19 protein-coding genes are annotated in these 20188 nt (G+C 64.3%); 6 read left to right on the top strand and 13 right to left on the bottom strand.

The features are described from left to right. Window positions 1–3 precede the first annotated feature (3 nt). From A3M3_RS0118515 to A3M3_RS29060, 6 genes are all read right to left on the bottom strand, one after another. On the bottom strand, window positions 4–903 hold the full coding sequence (locus A3M3_RS0118515; RefSeq protein WP_197023331.1) for a CoA transferase subunit A: 900 nt from the start codon (window positions 901–903) through the stop codon (window positions 4–6). Continuing rightward, entirely contained in the window at window positions 900–1733 is an 834-nt protein-coding gene (locus A3M3_RS25885) for an SDR family NAD(P)-dependent oxidoreductase (protein WP_051423381.1), read from the bottom strand. The genes A3M3_RS0118515 and A3M3_RS25885 overlap by 4 nt, the downstream gene beginning before the upstream one ends. Beyond that, window positions 1730–2497: an SDR family NAD(P)-dependent oxidoreductase gene (locus A3M3_RS0118505; protein ID WP_051423380.1), complete on the bottom strand. Its 768-nt coding sequence runs from the start codon at window positions 2495–2497 to the stop codon at window positions 1730–1732. The genes A3M3_RS25885 and A3M3_RS0118505 overlap by 4 nt, the downstream gene beginning before the upstream one ends. Continuing rightward, on the bottom strand, window positions 2494–3639 hold the full coding sequence (locus tag A3M3_RS25880; RefSeq protein ID WP_051423379.1) for an acyl-CoA dehydrogenase family protein: 1146 nt from the start codon (window positions 3637–3639) through the stop codon (window positions 2494–2496). Before A3M3_RS25880 ends, A3M3_RS0118505 begins: the two co-directional genes overlap by 4 nt. 757 nt (window positions 3640–4396) lie before the next feature. After that, entirely contained in the window at window positions 4397–5284 is an 888-nt protein-coding gene (locus A3M3_RS25875; protein WP_231497361.1) for an integrase catalytic domain-containing protein, read from the bottom strand. After that, entirely contained in the window at window positions 5281–5634 is a 354-nt protein-coding gene (locus A3M3_RS29060) for a hypothetical protein (protein WP_231497360.1), read from the bottom strand. The genes A3M3_RS25875 and A3M3_RS29060 overlap by 4 nt, the downstream gene beginning before the upstream one ends. 159 nt (window positions 5635–5793) lie before the next feature. On the opposite strand from A3M3_RS29060, the gene A3M3_RS0118490 reads away from it, so the two are divergent. Continuing rightward, window positions 5794–6357, top strand: a complete 564-nt coding sequence (locus A3M3_RS0118490; RefSeq protein WP_028267586.1) for a recombinase family protein — start codon at window positions 5794–5796, stop codon at window positions 6355–6357. A 205-nt stretch (window positions 6358–6562) separates the two neighbouring features. Here A3M3_RS0118490 and A3M3_RS25870 read toward each other — a convergent pair whose 3' ends face one another. Further along, the gene (locus A3M3_RS25870; RefSeq protein ID WP_035743350.1) at window positions 6563–7012 is read right to left on the bottom strand and encodes a MarR family winged helix-turn-helix transcriptional regulator; all 450 of its coding nucleotides are present in this window, start codon (window positions 7010–7012) and stop codon (window positions 6563–6565) included. Between the two features lie 110 nt (window positions 7013–7122). On the opposite strand from A3M3_RS25870, the gene A3M3_RS0118480 reads away from it, so the two are divergent. Together A3M3_RS0118480 and A3M3_RS0118475 are read left to right on the top strand one after the other, a co-directional pair. Continuing rightward, a complete protein-coding gene (locus A3M3_RS0118480; protein ID WP_035743349.1) occupies window positions 7123–8220 on the top strand; it encodes an FAD-dependent oxidoreductase in 1098 nt (365 codons plus the stop codon). Window positions 8221–8485: 265 nt separating this feature from the next. Next, entirely contained in the window at window positions 8486–10066 is a 1581-nt protein-coding gene (locus tag A3M3_RS0118475) for an NCS1 family nucleobase:cation symporter-1 (RefSeq protein WP_081736940.1), read from the top strand. A gap of 4 nt (window positions 10067–10070) precedes the next feature. Here A3M3_RS0118475 and pabB read toward each other — a convergent pair whose 3' ends face one another. From pabB to uriH, 5 genes are all read right to left on the bottom strand, one after another. Beyond that, a complete protein-coding gene (gene pabB, locus A3M3_RS0118470; RefSeq protein WP_028267583.1) occupies window positions 10071–12143 on the bottom strand; it encodes an aminodeoxychorismate synthase component I in 2073 nt (690 codons plus the stop codon). After that, a complete protein-coding gene (locus A3M3_RS0118465; protein WP_028267582.1) occupies window positions 12140–12700 on the bottom strand; it encodes a low molecular weight protein-tyrosine-phosphatase in 561 nt (186 codons plus the stop codon). The genes pabB and A3M3_RS0118465 overlap by 4 nt, the downstream gene beginning before the upstream one ends. A 182-nt stretch (window positions 12701–12882) precedes the next feature. Continuing rightward, complete coding sequence (locus A3M3_RS0118460; RefSeq protein ID WP_028267581.1) at window positions 12883–13827, bottom strand: ribokinase; 945 nt, start codon at window positions 13825–13827, stop codon at window positions 12883–12885. Next, window positions 13824–15251: a uridine transporter UriT gene (uriT, locus tag A3M3_RS0118455; RefSeq protein ID WP_028267580.1), complete on the bottom strand. Its 1428-nt coding sequence runs from the start codon at window positions 15249–15251 to the stop codon at window positions 13824–13826. The genes A3M3_RS0118460 and uriT overlap by 4 nt, the downstream gene beginning before the upstream one ends. Then, window positions 15252–16304 carry a uridine-preferring nucleoside hydrolase UriH gene (uriH, locus tag A3M3_RS25865; RefSeq protein ID WP_051423457.1) on the bottom strand — a complete coding sequence of 351 codons (1053 nt, stop codon included), beginning with the start codon at window positions 16302–16304 and terminating at the stop codon, window positions 15252–15254. 223 nt (window positions 16305–16527) lie between these two features. On the opposite strand from uriH, the gene A3M3_RS0118445 reads away from it, so the two are divergent. Further along, on the top strand, window positions 16528–17505 hold the full coding sequence (locus tag A3M3_RS0118445) for a LacI family DNA-binding transcriptional regulator (protein ID WP_028267579.1): 978 nt from the start codon (window positions 16528–16530) through the stop codon (window positions 17503–17505). Between the two features lie 47 nt (window positions 17506–17552). Here the strand turns inward: A3M3_RS0118445 and A3M3_RS0118440 are convergent, their stop codons facing one another. Continuing rightward, window positions 17553–18176 (bottom strand): LysE family transporter, encoded by a 624-nt coding sequence (locus A3M3_RS0118440; protein WP_028267578.1) that lies wholly within the window; start codon window positions 18174–18176, stop codon window positions 17553–17555. Between the two features lie 134 nt (window positions 18177–18310). Here A3M3_RS0118440 and A3M3_RS0118435 point away from each other — a divergent pair, with 134 nt between their 5' ends. Both A3M3_RS0118435 and A3M3_RS0118430 read left to right on the top strand, forming a co-directional pair. Beyond that, window positions 18311–18751 (top strand): MarR family winged helix-turn-helix transcriptional regulator, encoded by a 441-nt coding sequence (locus A3M3_RS0118435; protein ID WP_028267577.1) that lies wholly within the window; start codon window positions 18311–18313, stop codon window positions 18749–18751. Next, complete coding sequence (locus tag A3M3_RS0118430) at window positions 18744–20159, top strand: MFS transporter (RefSeq protein WP_028267576.1); 1416 nt, start codon at window positions 18744–18746, stop codon at window positions 20157–20159. Before A3M3_RS0118435 ends, A3M3_RS0118430 begins: the two co-directional genes overlap by 8 nt. Window positions 20160–20188: the final 29 nt, after the last annotated feature.

Here is a 20188-nt window from a genome sequence, read left to right as displayed (position 1 = left end):
GCCTCAGAACTCATTCAGGGAGAGCAGCGTGCGGATGCCGATACGCTCCAGGTAGTCAGCGTGGTCTGCCGGGCCCGTGATGAAGTCGGCGATGTAGGCGTCGAGTTCGGCCCGGTCGCCGGTCTTCAGCCATGAGGTGGCCGCGGCGAGGTAGGTGTTGATGTGCTCGGCATCCGGCACGTAGTACCCGTCGGCCGAGTACGGGTGCGAGCCGTAAGGAGCGCGGATGATGCCCGTCGCACCGGGGATGCTGGTACGCAAGGGATCGGCCTTGATGCGCTCCGGAGACACGACCTTCTCGACCGAGACGTAGGTCTTCGTAGCAGCGTTGTACATCGAAATGTCGCCGTACCGGGTACCGTTGTGCTGCACGTTGCCGTAGATATCACTGACTGCAGCGTGCAGGAAGGCGACGTCGATGTTGATCGCAGGAACCGCGATGAGCAGCTCATCGTTTATAGGGTCCCGGTACTCCTTGAGCCAGGGGTTGACCTTAGGCAGGTCGGTGCCGACGCCAGCCTTCCACGGGTTATAAGGCACCCGCTGCGCGGAGGCACGCAACCCTGCGTAGAAATGCGCCTCGTCAAGCTCGAAGATGTCGATCAGCCCGTCCTGGCCGGCTTTCCGGAAGGCGGGTCCGATGCCTGCGAAGCCCTCGGCGCCCACATAGGGCGAGATCACGTGCGAGGCCACGCCCGCGGCGATCAGCAGATCGGTCTCCAGCCCCGAGGATGCGGCGCCAACGACCGTAAGGTCCTTGCGTCCGTCCTTGATCAGCTGGCGCACGATGGCCATCGGGTGGCCCGAGTTGATGAACCCGCCGATCGCGATGGTCATGCCGTCTTCGACGGCGGCCGCGGCCTCTTCGACCTCGACGATGCGGGATGCACGTACGTCACTCACAGTTTCGCCTCCCATTTCGGAGCTCCGGTATTGCGGTAGTCGGTGGCGTACCACTGCGGGTGGCCGTGAATGACCTGGCCGCCGTCGATCGGCACGCTGACGCCGGTGATGAATCCGGCGCTCTCGTTCGAGGCGAGGAACGCGACCAGTTCGGCGACGTCCTCGGGCGCCCCGAGACGCCCCACGGGCGTGTTCACACCGAGCACCTGGCGGTGGGTTTCGCCGTTCTCGCCACTGAGCATCGGGGCCGTCATGCCGGTCTCGACGACGCCGGGCTCGATGGAGTTGACCCGGATGCGGTGAGTGCCGAGCTCCGATGCGAGTCCGACGGAGAGCATTTTCACGCCGGCTTTCGTGATGCAGTACGCACCTAGCAGGTCGGAGTATTGGGACGCACCGGAGGAGGCGTTGAGCACAATGGCTCCACCTTCACCCTGCGCGATCATGGCGTTCGCAGCCTCGCGCGCTACGTAATACGTGCCGTTCAGGTTGACGTCGACGTGGCGCTGCCACTCCTTGAGCGGCTCGTTCACGAGTTCGGCCATTTTGCCGTAGCCGGCGTTGGCGAAGAGCGCGTCGATGCGTCCGAGCGCAGTGACGGCATCGGCAACACCTTGGCGCACGGTTTCGAAGTCAGTCTGGTTGACGGCCGCGGCGTGCACCTTCGCACCCTCCGCCTCGCATAACGACACCGTCTCGGCAAGGAGCTCTTCGAGCCTGTCGAAGACGGCAATGTCATATCCTCGTCGGGCAAAGGCGACCGCGGTCGCCTGCCCGATGTCTCCCGCTGCGCCGGTGATCAGCGCGACGGGACGTGTCTGTTCGTTCATTGTGCGGTATACCCTCCATCGAAATTGAGTACGGCTCCGGTCATGTACCGGGAGGCATCGGATGCCAGGAAGACAAGAGCCGGGCCGATCTCGGCGGGCTCCCCTAACCTGCGCATCGGGATCTTGCGCAGCAGCACCGCGGTGGCGGCCTCGTCGGCGAGCACCTCGCCGGGCATATCGGTCGCGAAGTAGCCAGGCGCCAAAGCGTTCACCCGCACATTGTCACGCGCCACCTCGACGGCAAGCGCCTTGGTGAGTCCGACGACGCCCGTCTTGCTCGCAACATACGCGGCTTGACCGCGCACGCCGATCACCCCGGCGAGCGAGGAGATGTTCACTATCGCCGTGGACCGCGTCGTGTTGCGCAGGCGAAGGAACGCCTGCGCCGCGGTGAAGGTGGCGGTGAGGTTGATGTCGATGATGCGTGCCCAGTCGGTATCGGTGACATCGAGCACGCCGGCCTGGTGCGCCTGCGCGGCGTTGTTAATAAGCGCATCGAAGGGGCCGATAGTCTCGGCGATCTCGGCGAACGCCGAACGGACGGCATCGGCGTCGGTCATATCGAGAACGCGGGTGTGCACGCAGCCTCCGGCGGCGCGGATGCGGTCGGCCACTTCTGCGAGCTTCTGCTCGCGGCGTCCGGTGATGACCACGGTTGCCCCCGCGTCCGAGAGGGCTGCGGCTCCCTCTGCCCCCAGGCCGCCGGACGCGCCGGTGACGATCACGACCCGGCCGTCCAGCGCGAAGGCCTCGAGGGCGCTCACAGGCGGATCCCCATCGAGCGTGCGATCACAATTTTCTGGATTTCGCTGGTTCCGCCGCCAATCTCCAAGTACTTGCAGTCGCGGTAGTGGCGAGACACCGGATATTCGTCGGTAAAGCCGTAACCGCCGAAGATCTGCACGGCCTCGCGGGTCGCAGTGCAGTACGCGTCGGTGGCGTAGAGCTTGGCGATCGCCGCGATGCTCGCGGCGTCCGGATCGTCGGCGTCGACTGCATCTGCGGCACGCAGTGTCAGCGCTTCACCGGCCTCGATCGCGACCCGCATCGTAACGAGTTTGTCCGCTATGAACTGATGACTCGCGATCGGCTTGCCGAAGGTCGTCCGCGCCTGTGCATGTTCCAGGCAGCGGTCGAGGAGGTCGCGCAGCGCGCCCACGGCAAGTGCGGCGAGGAGCATCCGCTCCTTGGCCAGCCCCGGCGTGACGCCGGACCATCCGCGGTCCACTTCGCCGAGCACCGCGGATACGGGGATCCGGGCGTTGTCAAAGAACACCTCGCAGAGGTCGAGGCCCTTCAGCCCCATCTTGGAGAGCTTCCGGGTCTCCACGCCCGGCGCCTTCGGATCGATGAGCAGGAGCGTGATGCCGTCGTGCTTTTTGCCCTCGGTCGAGGTACGCACTGCGGTGATGATCACGTCAGCGACCGCCGCGCCGGTAATGAACACCTTCAACCCGTTGAGCACAAAGTCCTCGCCCTCCCGAACAGCCGAGGTGCGGAGGGCTGCCGCATCCGATCCGGAACCGGGCTCGGTCAACGCGAACGCGATATTCGCGCCTTCGACGGCGCGGGGCAGCCATTCATCCTTCTGCTCCTGCGTGCCCATGCGCTCGATTGCCTCGGCGCCAAGCACCCACAGCGAGAAAAACGCTTGCCCGACCACCAGGTTATGACGGGCGAGCGCGTCGTGGATCACCACGAGATCGCGGGCGGACGCCCCGCCGCCTCCCGCAGAGGCCGGGACCGGGAGTGCCGCCCAGCCCTGCGCCGCGAGGGCGTTCATGACCTCAACCGGGTAGCGCGCTTCACGATCAATCTCGGCAGAATACTCGTCCGTAACAATGCTTCGGCAGATCTGGTCAATCGCCTTGACCATTAGTTGCTGGTCTTCGCTGGTGGTATCCATGGGTCCTCTTCGACGTCCTGTACTTATTCATACAATTTCACGCTTGTCAGACAAAGTCAACGACGTTTTTGGGCCAGGTTCCATAATCGACGCAATCCTCAGCGGCAGCCACAAAAAGTGGGGCCTTCCGCGGGATTTTTCGTGCCGTAGTCGTCGAAATACCGCCGCTTGTCTGATAATGGACAGCAACCTTAGCTGAGTCTCCAAGAAGCTTGGGGGAAAGAGCACTCGAGCGCGCTTTACGAAAGGTTTCCCCTGGGCTGGTCAACGCAGAGACGCACCCGCTGCCGGTGCAAGTAGTCGAAGACGTCGGGGCCGGCCCGAGTCTCCTTAGCCCACAAGACGGCGCTCCAGGTCGCATACGCGCACTCGCCGGGGAACCACGAGTGGGGGCCTTGTTGCCCAACTACGTTCCGATAAATGCATGGTTGAAGTAGATGACCTGGTCCCCGGCGGAATGAACCACGAAAAACAAGTCCGCCGGTCGCTAGAAAACCCGGGACTCCCGGCCACTATCCGCGCATACACGATATGGCACCAATGGCATCGGGAACGCGCACCACGTAGAGGTCAACCGCGACGACGAGGATGCAGCTTCCACTAAGACTTCGAAGGGCAGGTAGCGCCTGGGGTTGTTTATTACCGGGCCGGCAGACTCATGTACACCCCAAACGGGCGTAAACCCGGCATGGAACGATCCCCATGGATACATGTCAGGATGGGGTCCAAAGTGGCATTTCCCTGTTGCCTCACGTCACTACCTCCGGGAAGGTTGATTCGTTGCCTCATGTGAAAACCTCCGGCTGGTGTGGTTCCATCGTTCGTTCACAGCGGGTTTGATCGGTGCCGGTTGTTTGGCGGTGGCGATGGCTTCAAGCCGGCCGGTGAGGGCCAGTATCTGCCGTGAGAGCGCGGCCGGCCTGATCTTCTTGTATTGGGCGTTCATGCGGATCACGGGCATCCGTGCCACGGCGGGGTCTGCTACGGCGCGCCTGTGCGGGGTCGTCGCCCGGTCGTGGGTTTTGCTGACCTTGGCTCCGTGGCGGACCTTGGCGATGAGCTTTTGCTGGGGCAGCAGGTAGTTGGTGAAAATCCGGTCCAGCTCCCAGATCTCGTTGAGGAGCTCCAGTTCCGCGGCGGTGTCATAGCGCAGGTAGCCGACAAGCTCACGGACCCTGGACCAGTTCTTCTGTTCGACGTGGGCGCCGTCGTTCTTGTTGCTCGGGCGGGACCGGGTGAAGGTGATGCGGTGCTCGAGGCAGAACTCGAAGAGTTCGTTGTTGATGAACTCACTGCCGTTGTCCGAATCGATGCCGATGACGGGAAAAGGGAAGACCGCCAGGACGTGCCGCAGGGCCGCGAAGACGTGCTTCTGTGCCTTGTTCGGCACGGACCGGTTCACCGTCCACCCGGTAGCGATATCGGTGACCGTGAGGGTGAAGCAGTACTGCCCGGACGCGGCGCCGCCCTCGTGGCCGACCAGATCGATCTCGACGAAACCCGGCACAGCGTTGTCCCACTGGGCCCAGGTGCGGATCGGGATCTGGGACTTCAGCAAAGATCCGGGCTTGGTATGGGACCGGCCATGCGGCAGGAGCTTCGCCCGCTGACCGGCCAGCCGCCGGTCAATGGTCGCCGCACTCATGCGGGCGAGCATCGCTGCCTGCCCGTCGGTAATGTCCAGGACCTTCTTGCCCGCAGCATCGGCACGAGATCCGGCAGCATGGGGGCCAGCAGCTTGCCCGCAGGGCCCCGTAGCACCGCCCAGCACAGCACGAGACCGTCCTGCAGGTCGGCCCCATACACCGGGGCGCGTCCCGGCCTGACGGGCCGTGGCCGCGGCGGATCGAGCGCATGCCGCAAAACCGCCCGCGCATGGTCCCGGTGCCAGCCGGTCAGCTCGACAAGCTCATCCAGGATCCGCCCCTTCCTGGCCCGGTCACCGGCCCGGTAGGACTCGGCCAGGTGCTTCGTCACGGCTTTGCGTTCACCCATCGTCAATCCCATCCCTCAAGGATCTCCGCGGCCACCCTTCCCGGACCTTTTCCCATGAGGCAACGTATGCGGCTACGCGGAGGTTTTTTATGAGTCAACGCGATTTCTTGACACATGGGTTGCGGGCTCTTAGAGTTTCCCTGACACTATGGGGAGACAATGACTGGCCAGACTATCGGCTATATGCGGGTCAGCGCACTGGACCAGAACACGGTCCGGCAGCTCGACGGCGAGCATCGCGACCGGGTCTTCATGGACCGCGCGTCGGGGAAGGACCAAAACCGCCCGCAGCTGGAAGCGTTGATCGATTTCGCCCGAGACGGCGACACCGTACTGGTGCACTCCATGGACCGCCTGGCCCGGAACCTCGATGACCTCCGCGCCATCGTCCGCCGGCTGACCGAGAAGAAGGTGCAGGTCCGGTTCGTGAAGGAGAACCTGACCTTTACCGGAGACGACACCGCGATGGGGACGTTCCTGTTGTCGGTGATGGGGGCGTTCGCCGAGTTCGAACGGGCCCTCATCCGGGAACGGCAACGTGAAGGGATCACGCTGGCCAAAAAGGCCGGCGTCTACAAAGGCAGGGGCAAGGCGCTGAACGCCGGCCAGGCGGCCGACCTGGTACGGCGCGCTGCCGCCGGAGAGGCGAAAGCCGCACTTGCCCGGGAATTCGGGGTCAGCCGCCAAACCGTCTACCAATACCTTCAACCCCAACCCCAGTAGAGCAACCACAGACGAATCGTGCAGGCGTGTAATGAGCAAATGGAGGCCTCCGCGCAAACGAGTAAGGAAGATCCGCCGCTCAGCAGTCGCCTGCGCAACCCCGGAAGATCAGCTCACCCGTGCAAAAGACTTTAGGTATCACACCCGAGCACTAACCAAACTTGGACCGCCCACGGCACCTTCAGGAGGACCGGGCCAATAAGGCTCAGTCCTCGGCGCAGGCTTCGTCCGCCGGTTCGGCGTGGATCCGCGAGAGGAGCCCATGAAGTTGCCGGATCTCCTCGGCGGAGAATCCAGCGAAGGCTTCCCGTTCGACGTCGGCCACGGCAATCTCGATCGAAGCGACGGCGCGCTTGCCTTCCGCCGTGATTTCAACGAAATGCCGACGGCGGTCCGCAGGGTCCCGGCGACGGTCGGCCAGCCCTCGGCGTTCGAGATCGTTCAAGACGGCCACGAGGGCGCTGGCGTCGATCGAGAGGATATCGATGAGGCCTTGCTGGCTGATGGGACCGGACTCGTCAAGCCGGCACAGGAGGACCGCATGCCTTGGGCTGAGTCCGGAGGAGTCCAGCGCTTGGCGGAGGCGGGTGTTCATGATGCGCCCGTGGCGGGCCAGGAGGAAACCCAGTTGCTTGCCTGCTACTGACGGACTCATCGAGAAATCCTATCACTGAGGAAATTATCGGTCCTTAGGAATCGTTGTCATTCATAAACGATCTGCGCGGCGCGGAGCCGCGTGAGCTTCTTCGGCCCAAAGGAGTTGCCATGAATGACCACGCTTCGAACGCCTCTGTAGTAATAGTCGGTGGAGGCTACGGTGGTATCGCCGTAGCCAAAGCACTCGACGCACAGGCGGCCGTCACCTTGGTGGAGCCGAAGGACGCCTTCGTGCACAACATCGCGGCGCTGCGCTCAGTCGTCCAACCCGATTTCCTGCCGCGAATGTTTTTGCCGTATGACCGTCTTCTAGTGCACGGTACCGTGCTCCGGGACCGTGCCGTGAGGGTGGATGGACACACCGTCGAGCTGGCTTCCGGAACCCGGCTGACGCCCGATTACATCGTCTTGGCAAGCGGCTCCAGCTATCCGTTCCCGGCCAAGAGCGATCGCATGGTCACCACCGACGCCATCGCGCGCTACCAAGCCGCACATGATGACCTCAAGCGTGCCAGCAGGGTCATGCTCCTGGGCGCCGGGGCGGTGGGCCTTGAATTTGCCGGCGAGATTGCTGCCGCATGGCCGGACAAGGACGTGGTGCTGGTGGATCTGGCCCCGGACATCCTTCCCGGACCATACGATCCACGGCTGCGCGCCGAGGTCAATCGGCAGCTGGACGGCATCGGCATCCGGCGAATCATGGGCAGCCCCTTGGTGCAGTTGCCTTCGGTTCCCGCCGGGGAATTCGCGACATTCACGGTCAACACCGTAGATGGCACTGCCATCGAGGCGGACATCTGGTTCCGCTGCTACGGGATAGCCCCGCAGACCGACTATGTTGCAGGGGAGCTGCTCGCTGCCCGGACCGCCGACGGCTATCTGCAAGTCACGCCCGAACTCCGGGTGGCGGGCTTCGAGAATGTCTATGCCCTGGGCGACATCTCGGCGATCGACGTGAATAAGGCCGGCGTCGCTGGACGCGAGGCTGTGGTGGTTGCCAAGAACATCCAGGCCCAATTGGACGGCTCCGCCGGCTTGGACGCCTATACGCCGTCGCGGCCGGTCATCATCCTTCCCTTGGGGCCCTCGGGTGGTTCGGGACAACTGCCCGACGGCGAAATCGCCAGCCCGGAGATGATCTCCCAGATCAAAGGGCAACACATGATGATCGATCGCTTTGTCGAGATGTTGAACCTGGGTTCCTGAGCGTACGTCCACAGGGTTCGAACGCGCCGGCCTGATCACAGCCGCACTGGGACTAGTCGCACTCGGAATTGTGCTCTGGGCCATCAAAGGACCCCGCAGGTCCCAATAGAAACTGCACGAATAGAAACTGCACGACTCGGATCAGACTCCAATGTCCGTAGCCTGTGGAGCCAACTGTGCCCCGCAGGCTACGGGCTTTCTTTCCAGCGGCAAAGGGGCGATTCTGTAATCCCAAGCATGTTTGGAAGCGTTGTTCGGAGGGATCATGACGCGGAAGAACGAGTCCCCGGCGGTGCAATCACCGAGCGAGCCGGGCGACGAATACCCTGAGAAGGTCCGGATCCTGGCCGAGGGACGTTTGGTCAGCGACAGGCTGTGGAACGCCGACCTGGCGCCGGCCCGGCAAAGGAACTGGCGGGTACGCAGCCTCTTCGCCCTGTGGATGTGCGACGTCCACAGCATTGCCGGTTACACTTTCGCTGCCGGTCTCTTCGTCACCGGGCTGGTGGGCTGGCAAGTCTTCCTGGCTTTGGTCCTTGGCATCACCTTGGTCTACTTCCTGATGAATTTCGCCGGGACAGCCGGACAGAAGACCGGTGTCCCGTACCCCGTCCTGGCGCGCATGTCCTTCGGCCTCTTCGGTGCCAACCTGGCCGCCCTGATCCGGGCTTTGATCGCCATTGCGTGGTACGGGATCCAGACCTGGCTCGCCTCCGAAGCGGTGCTGGTGCTGCTGTTCTCGGTGTGGCCCCGGCTGACCCCGCTTGACGGTCCCGATGTGCCTCACATCCTTGGCCTGACGCCGCTCGGTTGGGGCGCCTTCCTGGTCCTGTGGGCGGTCCAGTTGCTGGTCATCCGCCGGGGCATGGAGACGGTCCGGAAATTCCAGGACTGGGCAGGTCCTGCCATTTGGGTTGCCATGTTCGCGCTCGCGATCTACATCCTGACGCAAGCGGGCGACAAATTCAGCCTCTCGATCCCCGGCGTCGCGCCCTTGGATGGCCCGGCAGCCTGGACACAGTTCTTCTCGGAAATCGCCTTGACGGTCACCTATTTCGCCGCGTTGCTCCTGAATTTCTGCGATTTCTCCAGATTCTCACCGGATCGCAGGACCATTCTGCGCGGCAACTTCTGGGGCCTGCCCGTGAACTTCATCGCCTTCGCGCTGGTGACAGTGGTGGTCACGGCGGGCGCAGCCTCCTACTTCACGGCGGAGCAATACCGCGGACAAGACAAGTTCAAGGTCATCACGGATCCCGTGGCGATCGTTCAGGCCATCAACAATCCGTGGATCACCATCATCGCGGCGGTCACGTTCGTGGTGGCGACGATCGGCATCAACGTGGTAGCCAATTTCGTTTCGGCCTCCTACGACCTCGCAAACGTGGCTCCGCACCGCATCGACTTCCGCCGCGGCGGCCTCATCAGCGCGGTCATGGCAATCGTGATCCTGCCGTGGAACCTCTTCAGCAGCCCGGTGGTGATCGTGTACTTCCTGGGTGGCCTGGGCGCGCTCCTTGGTCCGCTGTTCGGGGTCATCTTCACGGATTTCTTCCGCATCCGGCACCAGCGCTGCAAGGTGTCGGACCTGTACCACGAGGACGAGAAAGGCCTCTACTTCTACACGAAGGGCTGGAACCTCAAGGCCATTGCCGCGCTGGTTCCGGCCGCCGTCGTCGCGGGTGTCCTGGCGCTGGTCCCGGCCCTGCAGACCTTCCTGCCGGGAGGCTCGGGCCTGGGCCCGTATTCATGGTTCGTAGGGGCGATCCTGGCCAGCACCATTTACTACGCGATCACCCGTAACGACGCGCGAACGGCCCGCGCACGCACCGAAGAGCACGACTGACCGCTTACCCCTCGGGGAACTCCGCCCCTAGGGCCGAGAGCACTCCGAAGGCCTTGGTCCGGACCTCCTCGTATTCCTCGCCGGCATTGGAGTCCGCCGTGATCGCGCCCCCGACGCCGAGACTGAGCGTGCGTCCGCCGTCGCCGTCTGAGCTCATCACCAAAGTCCGGATCACGACGGCGAGATCAGCCGCCGCGTTGAGCGAGAAGTAGCCGATCGCGCCGGAGTAGACCCCACGCGGGCCGGACTCCAGCCCGTCAAGGATGCCCATGGTGCTGATCTTCGGAGCGCCCGTCATGGATCCTGCCGGGAAGGCAGCCGCAACGGCCTCGGCCCGCGGTGCCCCCGGCCGTAGCCGGGCGTCGATAGTGCTCACCATCTGATGCACCGTGGCGTAGCTTTCCACCGCACACAAGCGGCTGACGGTCATCGATCCGGGCACCGCGAAATGGCTGAGGTCGTTGCGGAGCAAATCCACGATCATGATGTTCTCGGCGCGGTCCTTGAGCGAAGATTCAAGGCCGCGCCGCAGGGCTTCGTCGATTCCGGGATCCGCCGCACGGCCCCTCGTGCCCTTTATCGGCTCAGCCTTCATGCCGCCGTCGGAGGTGATCCGCAGGAAGCGTTCCGGCGAGGTACTGGCGACCGTCAGCTCGCCGAACCGCAAGTAGCTCGCGAACGGCGCCGGGTTGCGCTTGCGCAGCGCAAGGTAGCTCTCCCACGGATCCAGACCGGGATCCGTAGCAGTCACTGTGGTGGTCAGGCAGACTTCGTAGGTATTGCCTTCGGCGATCTGCTCCTGGGCGATGGCGATCTTGGCCTTGTATTCGTCCTCGGTGTCGCGGCTGGAGAACTCAAGCGTTTGATGCCCGACGCCGGGGTCCCCGGCCGGGTGCGCCGGGGCGCCGCTTGCTTGGGGTGCGCCGGCTGCTTGGGCTACCGGGGCCGCGGATTGCACGGCCCCCCGCGCGCGCCCGAGCCAATCATCGGCGTCGGGGGCTTCAACGGCGAGCAGCCAGACCGCGGCGTCACGGTGGTCGAGGACCACGGCCCGGCCCGCGAAGAGCAACGCCGCATCCGGAGTGCCGGCCCGGACGTCGCTGCCACCGGTCTCCCGCTTCAGTTCATAGCCGAGGTAGCCCAGCCAGCCGAGCGTGAATTCGCAGTCATAGCCGGCTGGTGGCCTCACAGCCTTCCTGCCCCACACGGTGTCCAGCCAACGGAAGAAGGGACCGGTAGTCTCCACCGTGGCGCATCCGATGCTGAGCCTGGTGGCCCCGGAACTGTGCATGACCGACTGGCCGAACGAGCCGCCGTCGTCCGCCAGGATGCTGAAGCGGCTGCGCTCGGCAGCGGCGCCGCTGGCAACAGCGGCATTGGAAGAATCGAGCCAAACGGCGTTTGCGGACGTGGCGTAGAGCGCTTGGAACAGGGCCGCCGGGTCCGGCGCGGCAGCGATCCGTTCGGCCTTGAGCTGTAAGCCGCGGCGTGCCGAGAGCTCGGGGGACAGCACCGGGGAGAGCGAAGGGAGATAGTTCAGCGACTGCAGGACGTCATCCGGGGCATTGCCGTCGGCACGGTTCAGCACCCTGATATCGGTGTGGTCGAGGACGTCGTCCGTCTCCAGCCATTTGTCTTCCTGCGCCGCCCAGCCATCCCAGAACGGCTCGTAGCTGCTGCCGTCCCGGGCCATTGCACGGTGCCTGCGTTCGTCGTCGGGAGCGTCCACCCAGACCACGGCGTCCAGCATGGGCCGGGCGTCGCTGGCCGCGGCCCCGACGCCCTCCACGATGACGATTTCGGCGGGCAGGGTCACATTGCTGCGACCGTCGTAGTGCTTTTCCCAGTCCCAGCTGACCCACTCGGCGGCGTCGCCTTTGCGCAACGGTGCCAGGACAGTGGTGACGTAGCGCTCGATGCCGGCGGCGAGTCCGTTCCACCCCGGATAAATGTCCTCAAGATGGAACAGCGACACCTTGTGATGCATGCGGAGTCGGGCGGCAAGCTCGACGGCGAGGGTGGTCTTTCCCGCGCCGGAGCGGCCATCGATGGCGATGATCACGGGTGCTGGGGTCATGAAATAGAGCGTACCTGCTGTGGGCCGTAGTCCTGCCCCTGGTGCGCAGCTGCGAGGGCAGCCCGGGTGTGGGCGACGATCCCGGGGACCGCAGCCATGATGAGGGTCCACGTGACGTCGAAATCGTGGTGGCCGCCGTACCAGGGGTCCTCGATGCCGAGGTCCAAAGTGCTCCGGTGCGCCACGGAGGGGTCGAAGCTGCGAAGCATCCTGATTTTGGCGGGCGTTTCCGAGTCCGGGGCAGCCTCATGGAGCCAGCCATAGTGGTCTACGTCGAGGGCCAGGATCAGGTCGCGCTCGCGGAACCACTCCTGCCGCCAGCTCCTGGCTATGTGCTTCTCGGAAGAGATGCTGTGGGCCGACAGGACACGGGCGGCGCGCGGATCAATGGGGTGCCCGGCTTCGTATGACGTGGTTCCCGCGGAGTCCACAACAACCGCTCCGCCCAGCCCTCCGGCGTCGAACGCTTCGGTCAACATCAGCGCCGCCATGGGTGAGCGGCAGATGTTTCCCGTGCAGACGGTGATGATGCGGTATGGGCTCGGCGCTGAGTGCATGGAGCAAGCATGGGGGATGTGACCCCGACTTGGCTAGTCAAAATTACAGAATTTGTAAAGTCGCTGATGGCGGGGTAAAAGTGCCTCAACTTCCTACCGTTTATGCCCGGAATCGCGGCCGTGGCTGCCGGGATTCCGCGGTCCGGGTTCCAAAACCAGGTAGGAAGTTGAGGCGAGCTGCGTCAGGAAATCCGCAAGTGTTCCAGGACCTCCCCGGCGCCAGGGTAGGCGGCCTGGGTGCCCTTCTTGGTGGTGGCGAGCGCCGCGGCAACCGAAGCGAACGCCGCGGCCTCGGCGAGGGTTTCGCCTGCGGCAAGGCGGGCGGCAACGGCGCCGGTGAAAGCGTCCCCCGCGCCGGTGGTATCGACGGCGTTGACCTTGGTGGGTGCGATCCGGGATATTTGTTCCCCCGGAACGGCGATCGAATCCAACACCACCGAGCCATGTGAGCCGAGGGTAACCAGGACCCGCTCCAAACCGCGCTCGGCGAACTGGCTCCGGACCGGTTCCCAGGCGCTTGCGTGCGCGCCGGGATGGGGCATCTCGGCGTCGCCAAGGAACATCGAAGCCTCGTGGGCGTTGACCAGCAAAACGTCGCTCAAGGCGGCCAAGCTCTGCGGGATTTCGGCGTAAGGCGAGAGGTTCAACAAGACCGTCGCACCGGCGTCGTGCGCTGTTTTGGCAGCCGCCTCCACGGTCTCCAGGCCGACCTCCAGGCAAAGGCAGAGCACCGCGGCGTCGTCGAAGGCGTCCGCGGAAATGTCTGCGGGGGCGAGCGTCCCATTGGCCCCGGCCGAAATGATGATGTTGTTCTCGCCGTGAGCGTCCACCGCAATGACCGCGACGCCCGTAGCCACGTCCGAGGAACGGCGGACCCGGGAAACGTCCACGCCCGCTCCTTCCGTCGAGTCGAGGAGCATGGTGCCGTTCGGGTCATTTCCGACCGCGCCGATCAGGCTCACCGTACCGCCCAATTTGCTCGCTGCGACGGCCTGGTTGGCGCTCTTGCCGCCGGGATTGACCGCAAAGCCGTTGCCGTGGACGGTCTCGCCCGGAAGCGGGAGCCGCTCGCAATAGATGGTCAGGTCCGCATTCAAGGACCCGACGACGACGATCCGGCGGGTCACTTTTCAACCTCGGCTTCGAGGGGCTTGGGAATGAGCAGCGACGCCGCGAAGGCGGCAACCGTGATGGCCAGACCGACGACGACGACCGTCAAGTAGGAGGATTTGGCGTCGCCGATCGCGGAGGTCGCCACAAGGACGGCTGGAAGCACCAGGAAGCTCAGGCCGGCGCCGAGGTTGAATGCGCCGGCGTTCATACCGGGCAGGAATCCGGGGTTTCCTGCGGGGGAGAGGACAACGCCGAGTCCGTTGAGCATGATGTTGACCGTACCGGCGTACATAATGCCGAGCAAGGCCGTTCCGGCGATCATGAGCGGGAGGCTGCTGAGGCCGAAGAACGCGATGATGGCCAGGGCCGCGATGCTGCCTACCATGCCGATGCGCAGGACCTTGGTGTAGCCGAGGACGGGGGCGAGCCGGCCCGTGATGGGACCGAATACCCAGCCGAGGAGGGCATACGGGGTGAGGATCATGAGGGACATCTCGGTGGGGCCAACTCCGAATCCCGGTGCGGCGGCCTGGACGTAGGCGGGAACGATGCCGTTGATGACGGCGAAGATACCGGTCATGGCGAGGGTGGTGGTCAGGAGCGGTGCCCAAGTGGAGCGCTGGCGAAGGTGGATGGTTTCCACCATCGGCGCCTTGGAGCGCTTTTCCACCGTCCAGAAAGCCGCGAACGCGACGACGGCGACCACAATCAGCCCGATGGCCAGCATCAGGGTGCCGGACGAGAACGCGCCAACCAGCTTGGAGCCCTCATTGAGGGCCGTCAGGAGCGCGCCCACCGCGATCACGATGAAGAACACGCCGAGCCAGTCCATGGTGGTGCCGGCCGCCGGCTTGCTTTCGCCGGCCAAGAGGGCGATCAGTGCCGTGGCCACGACTGCCAGGCCAACCATGAGCCAGAAGATGCTGCGGAAGCCGAAGTGCTCGGCGAAGTAGCCGCCCACGAAGGAGTCGACGCCGGCCACTCCGCCGTTGACTGCGGTGATGAGTCCCATCAAGGCCCCGTATTTGCGCGGGTTGTTGACCGCGGAGCGCAGCATGATGAGGCACAACGGGACGGTGGGGCCGCTGACGCCCTGGATGATGCGGCCCACAAAGAGCCACGTGACATCCGGGGCCATGGCCGCGATGACCGAGCCAACGGCCATCAGGAGCATCATACCGAGCAGGATCTTCTTGCGTCCCACGATGTCGCTGAGCCGCGGCAGGAAGAGCGAAAACAACGCCGCGGCGGTGAAGAACCAGGTTTGGGAGAGGCCGATGACGGCTTGGTCCGTGTGGAGCTCGTTGCCCATGGTGACCAGGGCGGGGCTGAGCATTGAAGCGTTGAGCTGGAAGGCCACGCAGGCGGCCAGCAAGGCGACCATGAGGGCCGTGACGTTGCCGCGGTTGGTCTTGGTTTCGTTGATAAGGGTGGTCATTTACTTGGCCTCTCCTGCGGTGCTGCCGGCTCCGGCGATGGCGGGTTCGTGCGGTTCGACGGCGCCGGGTTCGTGCGGTTCGACGGCGCCGGGTTCGCCGATGCGGACCAGCGCGTCCGTGACGAGGTTCCAGAACTTCTCGTGGTCGAGGTCGACCGCGACGGAAGTGTTGCAGTCAGCGGGTGCGGGGGCGCGGAAATCGGCCACGGTCATGCCGAGGGTGAGCTTGCCCTGCAGTTCGATGTCGACGGGTACCTTGCGGGTGCTCACGACGCTCGGATCGATCACGTAGGCCACGGCGCAGGGATCGTGGACCGGTGGATAGTCGAAACCTTGGGCGTCCTTGTAGGTCTTGGTGAAGAACTCCATCAGTTCCATCACGAACTTTGCCGGCTTGGTGCCCACGGCGGCGATCTTCTCGACAACCTCCGGAGTGGCCAGCGCCTGATGCGTGAGGTCCAGGCCGACCATGACCACGGGCCATTTTTCGTTGAACACGATGTGGGCGGCTTCGGGGTCGATGATGATGTTGAATTCGGCCACCGCGCTCCAATTTCCCACGTGGTAGCCGCCGCCCATGAGGACCACTTCCTTGACGCGTTCAACGATGCGCGGTTCCTTGCGGGCCGCCATGGCGATGTTCGTGAGTCCCGCGGTGGGGACCAGGGTCACGGTGCCCGGTTCGTGCGCCATGATCGTCTCAATGATGAGGTCGACGGCGTGGCGCGGGTCGAGCTCGATCGTGGACTGGGGCTGTTCGGGGCCGTCCATGCCGGTTTCGCCGTGGATGTCCGGCGCAGTTTCGATGGACCGGACCAGGGGACGGTCGCAGCCGGCGGCAAAGGGAACGCCTGTGATGCCGGCGATGGTGCCTACCGACAGGGCGTTGCGGGTGACCTTTTCGAGGGTCTGGTTGCCAACCACCGTAGTGACGGCCAGCAGCTCGATGTCCGGGTTGCCGTGAGCCAACAGCAGGGCTACGGCATCGTCATGGCCGGGATCGCAATCCAGGATGATCTTCTTGCGTTCACGGGTCATGGTGTTGGGGTCCATGTTCATCTCCACGTCATTGGGGCCTGCGCAGGCAGGGCGCTAAAGCATTCAGAGGAATTCTGGCACTGGAGCAGGGGTTACGTCAAGCGCTTAACGTTCGTGGTGTCAAGCGCTTGATGCCTTGCCACGTGGGAAAGGGCCGATTCACCGCTACGATCGATGTATGGAATCCGCCAATCGAGTTCACCAAGCCCCAAATCGGGTTCAACGCGTCACCGCGGCGATGGTGGCCTCGCTGGCGGGGGTTTCCACGGCGACGGTTTCCCTGGTCGCCAACGGCAAAACCCAGGGCAGGGTCTCCGAAGACAACATTTCGCGCGTCCGCGAGGCCATTGCCGAGCTTGGCTACGTGGTAGATGGAATCGGCAGTTCCCTGGCTAAAGGCGTGAGCTCGATTGTGATCCTCGTGGCGCCGGATATCTCCAACCCGTTTTTCGCAAAGGTCATCGCCGGGGTCCGTGAATCGCTCGGCTCCGATTACCAGCTGCTGCTCTCCGTGACGGACGCCGGTGAGTTCCCCCGCGCTGACGATGTCCGCAGGCTCCTGGCACTCCGCCCTGCCGGCCTCTTGGTGGATGCACCCAGCGCAGCCTTCCTGGAGGAGCTTTCCGTTGCCGGGCCGCTGGTCCTTCTCGATGCCCCGGGCCTCGAGTCCTACGCCCCGTCGGTCAACCTCGATGTCGCGCACGGTGCCCGTGAATTGGCAGCACATCTTGCCGACTCGGGGCACAAGCGAGCGGCCTACATGGACAGTGTGACCGGAACGGCAACGTTCGAGGTGCGCCGGGCGGCGTTCTTGGACGAGGCCCATGCGCGCGGTATTTCCGTGGCCGACGCGCACATCATCAGTACCACCATCGACGTCGGCGCTGCCGCGGCCGCCTTTGCCGCCGCCTGGCCGGACTGGCAACGCGCCGGGGTCACCGCCGTCGTCTGCGGGACTGATACGCACGCCTACGGTGTACTGCAGGAAGCCCGTGTGGCCGGCGTCCGGATTCCGGAGGAACTGGCGGTAGCAGGCTTCGACGACTTGCCATATTCGGCCACGAGCAACCCGAGCCTGACCAGTGTGCATTTGCCAGCCACTCCGCTCGGACTCAAAGCAGGCAAGCAACTGCGCGGGCTCATGGAAGGCCGCGAGTTGGAGCAGCCGCAATTGACCCTGGAGAGCTCGTTGGTGGTGCGGGGCTCCACGGCGTAGGGAGCTGGTTTGGCCGGCGGCTGCGGGCGGCTATGGGCCGGGGGGCTTTAGTGGATGACGGCCAGCAGTACGCCCACTGACATGAACAGCACCCCGAAAGTGCGGTTGAGGACCTTCTGGCCATGTTCGTTGTGCGTGAATCGTTGGAAGGAACGGGCTGCCAGAGCGAAGAAGAACCACATGACGCAGATGTCGATGAAGACGATCGTGGTGCTGAGGATCAGGTATTGCGGAATCAAAGGCTGCTCGGGGCGGATGAACTGCGGCATGAAGGCCAGGAAGAAAACGATCGCCTTGGGGTTGAGCAGGTTCACCCAAACGCCACGCTGGAACATGGACCAAGCCGGCTCATTCCGCCGCGCCTCCACTTTTTCCTTGTCCAGGTCGGGCCGGTGCAGGAACTGCCGGATGCCCATGTAGACCAGATAAGCCGCTCCCGTGTAGCGGATCACGTTGAAGACCACCGGCGAGCTGGAGACCAGAACGCCCACGCCGAGGGCCACGATCAGGATGTGGATGATCAATGCCGCCTGTTGCCCCAAAACTCCCCAGATGGAGCGGCGGAATCCCGAACTTAGCGAATTGCTCATGGTGGAGATGGCGCCAGCGCCGGGAGTGAAACTGATCAGGGTGCCGGCGCCTACCAGTGCCAGCCAAAGCGAAATCTCCACCGATCCAGCTTATGCCCGCAGGATGCGGCGCCCGGACGTGCGGGTGGTGCGGCTGTCGTCGTCGTTCGCATGACCTGGTTCCACGAGAACGATATGCGCAAGCAACTTGATCAAGTTGCTTGTACACTTAGGGAATGACCGATGCAACTGCGACGGACCAAGTGATGACCCGTTCCTTCTTCGAAACACTGCTTCCGCTGTTGCGGCGTTTGAACGCGGATAGGACGCTTTCTTCGGGGAAGTTGGGCGTGCTCCGCCATGTGGCCGAACATGGCCGTACCCCGACGGCGGAATTGGCGGCGGTGGTCCAGGTGAGCCCCCAGGCCATCTCGCTCGCCGCGCGCGAACTGGAACGGTTGGGATTGGTGGTGCGTGTCCCCGACGTCGGGGACCGGCGCAGGGTATGGATCGAGCTCACCGACGCCGGGCGGCAGAAGTTGGCCCAGGAGTCTGCGGCCGGTCTCGGTTGGCTAGATCGGGCAATCACGGAACGCCTGACGCCGCAGGAGCGGAGGACCTTGGAAGAAGCCATCCCGGTCCTCCGGAAGCTCGGGTCGGAGGCCTCTGTTGACTGAACCAGCCACACGCTCGCGCCTCATGCCGGCCTTGGTCTACGCGGCGCTTTCCACAGCGATCGTCAGCTCGCTGGGCATGCTGTTGGTGCCGACCATCTCCCGCGAGATGGACGTCTCCGTCAGCACGGCGCAATGGATGCTGACCGTCAATCTTCTGGTGGGAGCGATCGCGACCCCTGCCATGGGCCGGCTCAGTGACGGGCCGCATAAGAAGCGGCTGTTGCTGTGGTCGCTGTCGATCATCCTCCTTGGGTCCATCGTCGCCGCGGCGGCACCGAACTTCACGGTGTTCCTGATCGGGCGGGCCCTTCAGGGCTTGAGCTACGGGATTGTCCCGGTGACAATCGCCCTCGCCCGCCGCTACGTCGCTGCCGACAAGGTGCAGTTCTCGATCTCCAGCCTGTCGGTGACCGTGTCCACAGGGATCGGAATCGGCTACCCCTTGACCGGAATCATCGCGGGACTCTTCGACTTCAGGTTCGCATTCTGGTTTGCGGCGCTGTTCGTCGTCACGGCCATCATGGTGGTCTTCCGCACCGTGCCCGCAGGCCCGGACGAGCATGCCCTGCGGGTGCCCTTTGACTACACCGGGGCTGCTCTGCTCGGTCTCGGCCTTGGCGCCCTGCTCTTGGGCGTCAGCGAAGGGCCGAACTGGGGATGGAGCTCGCCATGGACGGTAGGCACCCTCATTTTCGCGGCAGCCGTCCTGGCGTCGTGGATCGGGGCGGAGCTGCGGGCCACGCACCCCTTGATCAACCTTCGGGTGCTGCGCAACGGGGAAGTGTTGCTCGCCAACGGCACGGCGGTCGGCCTAGGCGCAGCGATGTATATCGGACTTTCGATTTCGAGCCTCGTCGCCCAGGCTCCTTCCTCCACTAGCTACGGTATCGCGCTGCCCGTCTTCTGGGCCGGATTTGTGATGTTCCCGCTGTCGGTGGGAAGCTTTGCGGCCAATCGCCTCGTGCGCCGGCTTTCGCGGTGGATCCCTCTGACTGCGCTGTTGCCGATCGGTGCCGGCATGATGACGGCCGCGGGAATGCTGCTGTGGTTTGCCCACAACGGACTGTGGGAGATCCTGATCGGCATGTTGGTCTTCGGCTTGGGGATGGGCGCCAGCTACGCTGCGATGCCGGCATTGATTGCCCGTAGCGTCGCCACCGAAGAGTTGGGTAGTTCGGTGAGCTTCAACCAGGTCCTGCGCACTGTAGGGAGCTCCTTCGGCACCGCGGTCGCCGGAGCGGTACTTGCGGCAAACATGGGCCCCGATCTTCACCCGACAGGCAGTGGAATCAGTGCGACATTCGCCCTTGGAGCAGCACTCTGCGCGGCTGTGTTTACCGTCCTGCTCGTCCACGCCCTCCTGACACGATCTGTCCGGGCAGCCCGGGACGGAGCGACGCTCCGATAGCTTGAGATCGCAACCGGGGTCACGTCGAA

It is taken from the genome of Arthrobacter sp. MA-N2, assembly GCF_000517125.1.
In the GTDB taxonomy this organism is placed as follows: domain Bacteria; phylum Actinomycetota; class Actinomycetes; order Actinomycetales; family Micrococcaceae; genus Arthrobacter; species Arthrobacter methylotrophus.
This window is presented reverse-complemented; position numbering and strand designations above follow the sequence as displayed.

Coding starts and splice junctions, on each gene's coding strand:
- A3M3_RS25885 (WP_051423381.1), bottom strand. CDS start 1,733: ATGAACGAACAGACACGTCCCGTCGCGCTGATCACCGGCGCAGCGGGA.
- A3M3_RS25880 (WP_051423379.1), bottom strand. CDS start 3,639: ATGGATACCACCAGCGAAGACCAGCAACTAATGGTCAAGGCGATTGAC.
- A3M3_RS25875 (WP_231497361.1), bottom strand. CDS start 5,284: ATGAGTGCGGCGACCATTGACCGGCGGCTGGCCGGTCAGCGGGCGAAG.
- A3M3_RS29060 (WP_231497360.1), bottom strand. CDS start 5,634: ATGGGTGAACGCAAAGCCGTGACGAAGCACCTGGCCGAGTCCTACCGG.
- A3M3_RS0118490 (WP_028267586.1), top strand. CDS start 5,794: ATGACTGGCCAGACTATCGGCTATATGCGGGTCAGCGCACTGGACCAG.
- A3M3_RS25870 (WP_035743350.1), bottom strand. CDS start 7,012: ATGAGTCCGTCAGTAGCAGGCAAGCAACTGGGTTTCCTCCTGGCCCGC.
- A3M3_RS0118480 (WP_035743349.1), top strand. CDS start 7,123: ATGAATGACCACGCTTCGAACGCCTCTGTAGTAATAGTCGGTGGAGGC.
- A3M3_RS0118475 (WP_081736940.1), top strand. CDS start 8,486: ATGACGCGGAAGAACGAGTCCCCGGCGGTGCAATCACCGAGCGAGCCG.
- pabB (WP_028267583.1), bottom strand. CDS start 12,143: ATGACCCCAGCACCCGTGATCATCGCCATCGATGGCCGCTCCGGCGCG.
- A3M3_RS0118465 (WP_028267582.1), bottom strand. CDS start 12,700: ATGCACTCAGCGCCGAGCCCATACCGCATCATCACCGTCTGCACGGGA.
- uriT (WP_028267580.1), bottom strand. CDS start 15,251: ATGACCACCCTTATCAACGAAACCAAGACCAACCGCGGCAACGTCACG.
- uriH (WP_051423457.1), bottom strand. CDS start 16,304: ATGGACCCCAACACCATGACCCGTGAACGCAAGAAGATCATCCTGGAT.
- A3M3_RS0118445 (WP_028267579.1), top strand. CDS start 16,528: ATGGTGGCCTCGCTGGCGGGGGTTTCCACGGCGACGGTTTCCCTGGTC.
- A3M3_RS0118435 (WP_028267577.1), top strand. CDS start 18,311: ATGACCGATGCAACTGCGACGGACCAAGTGATGACCCGTTCCTTCTTC.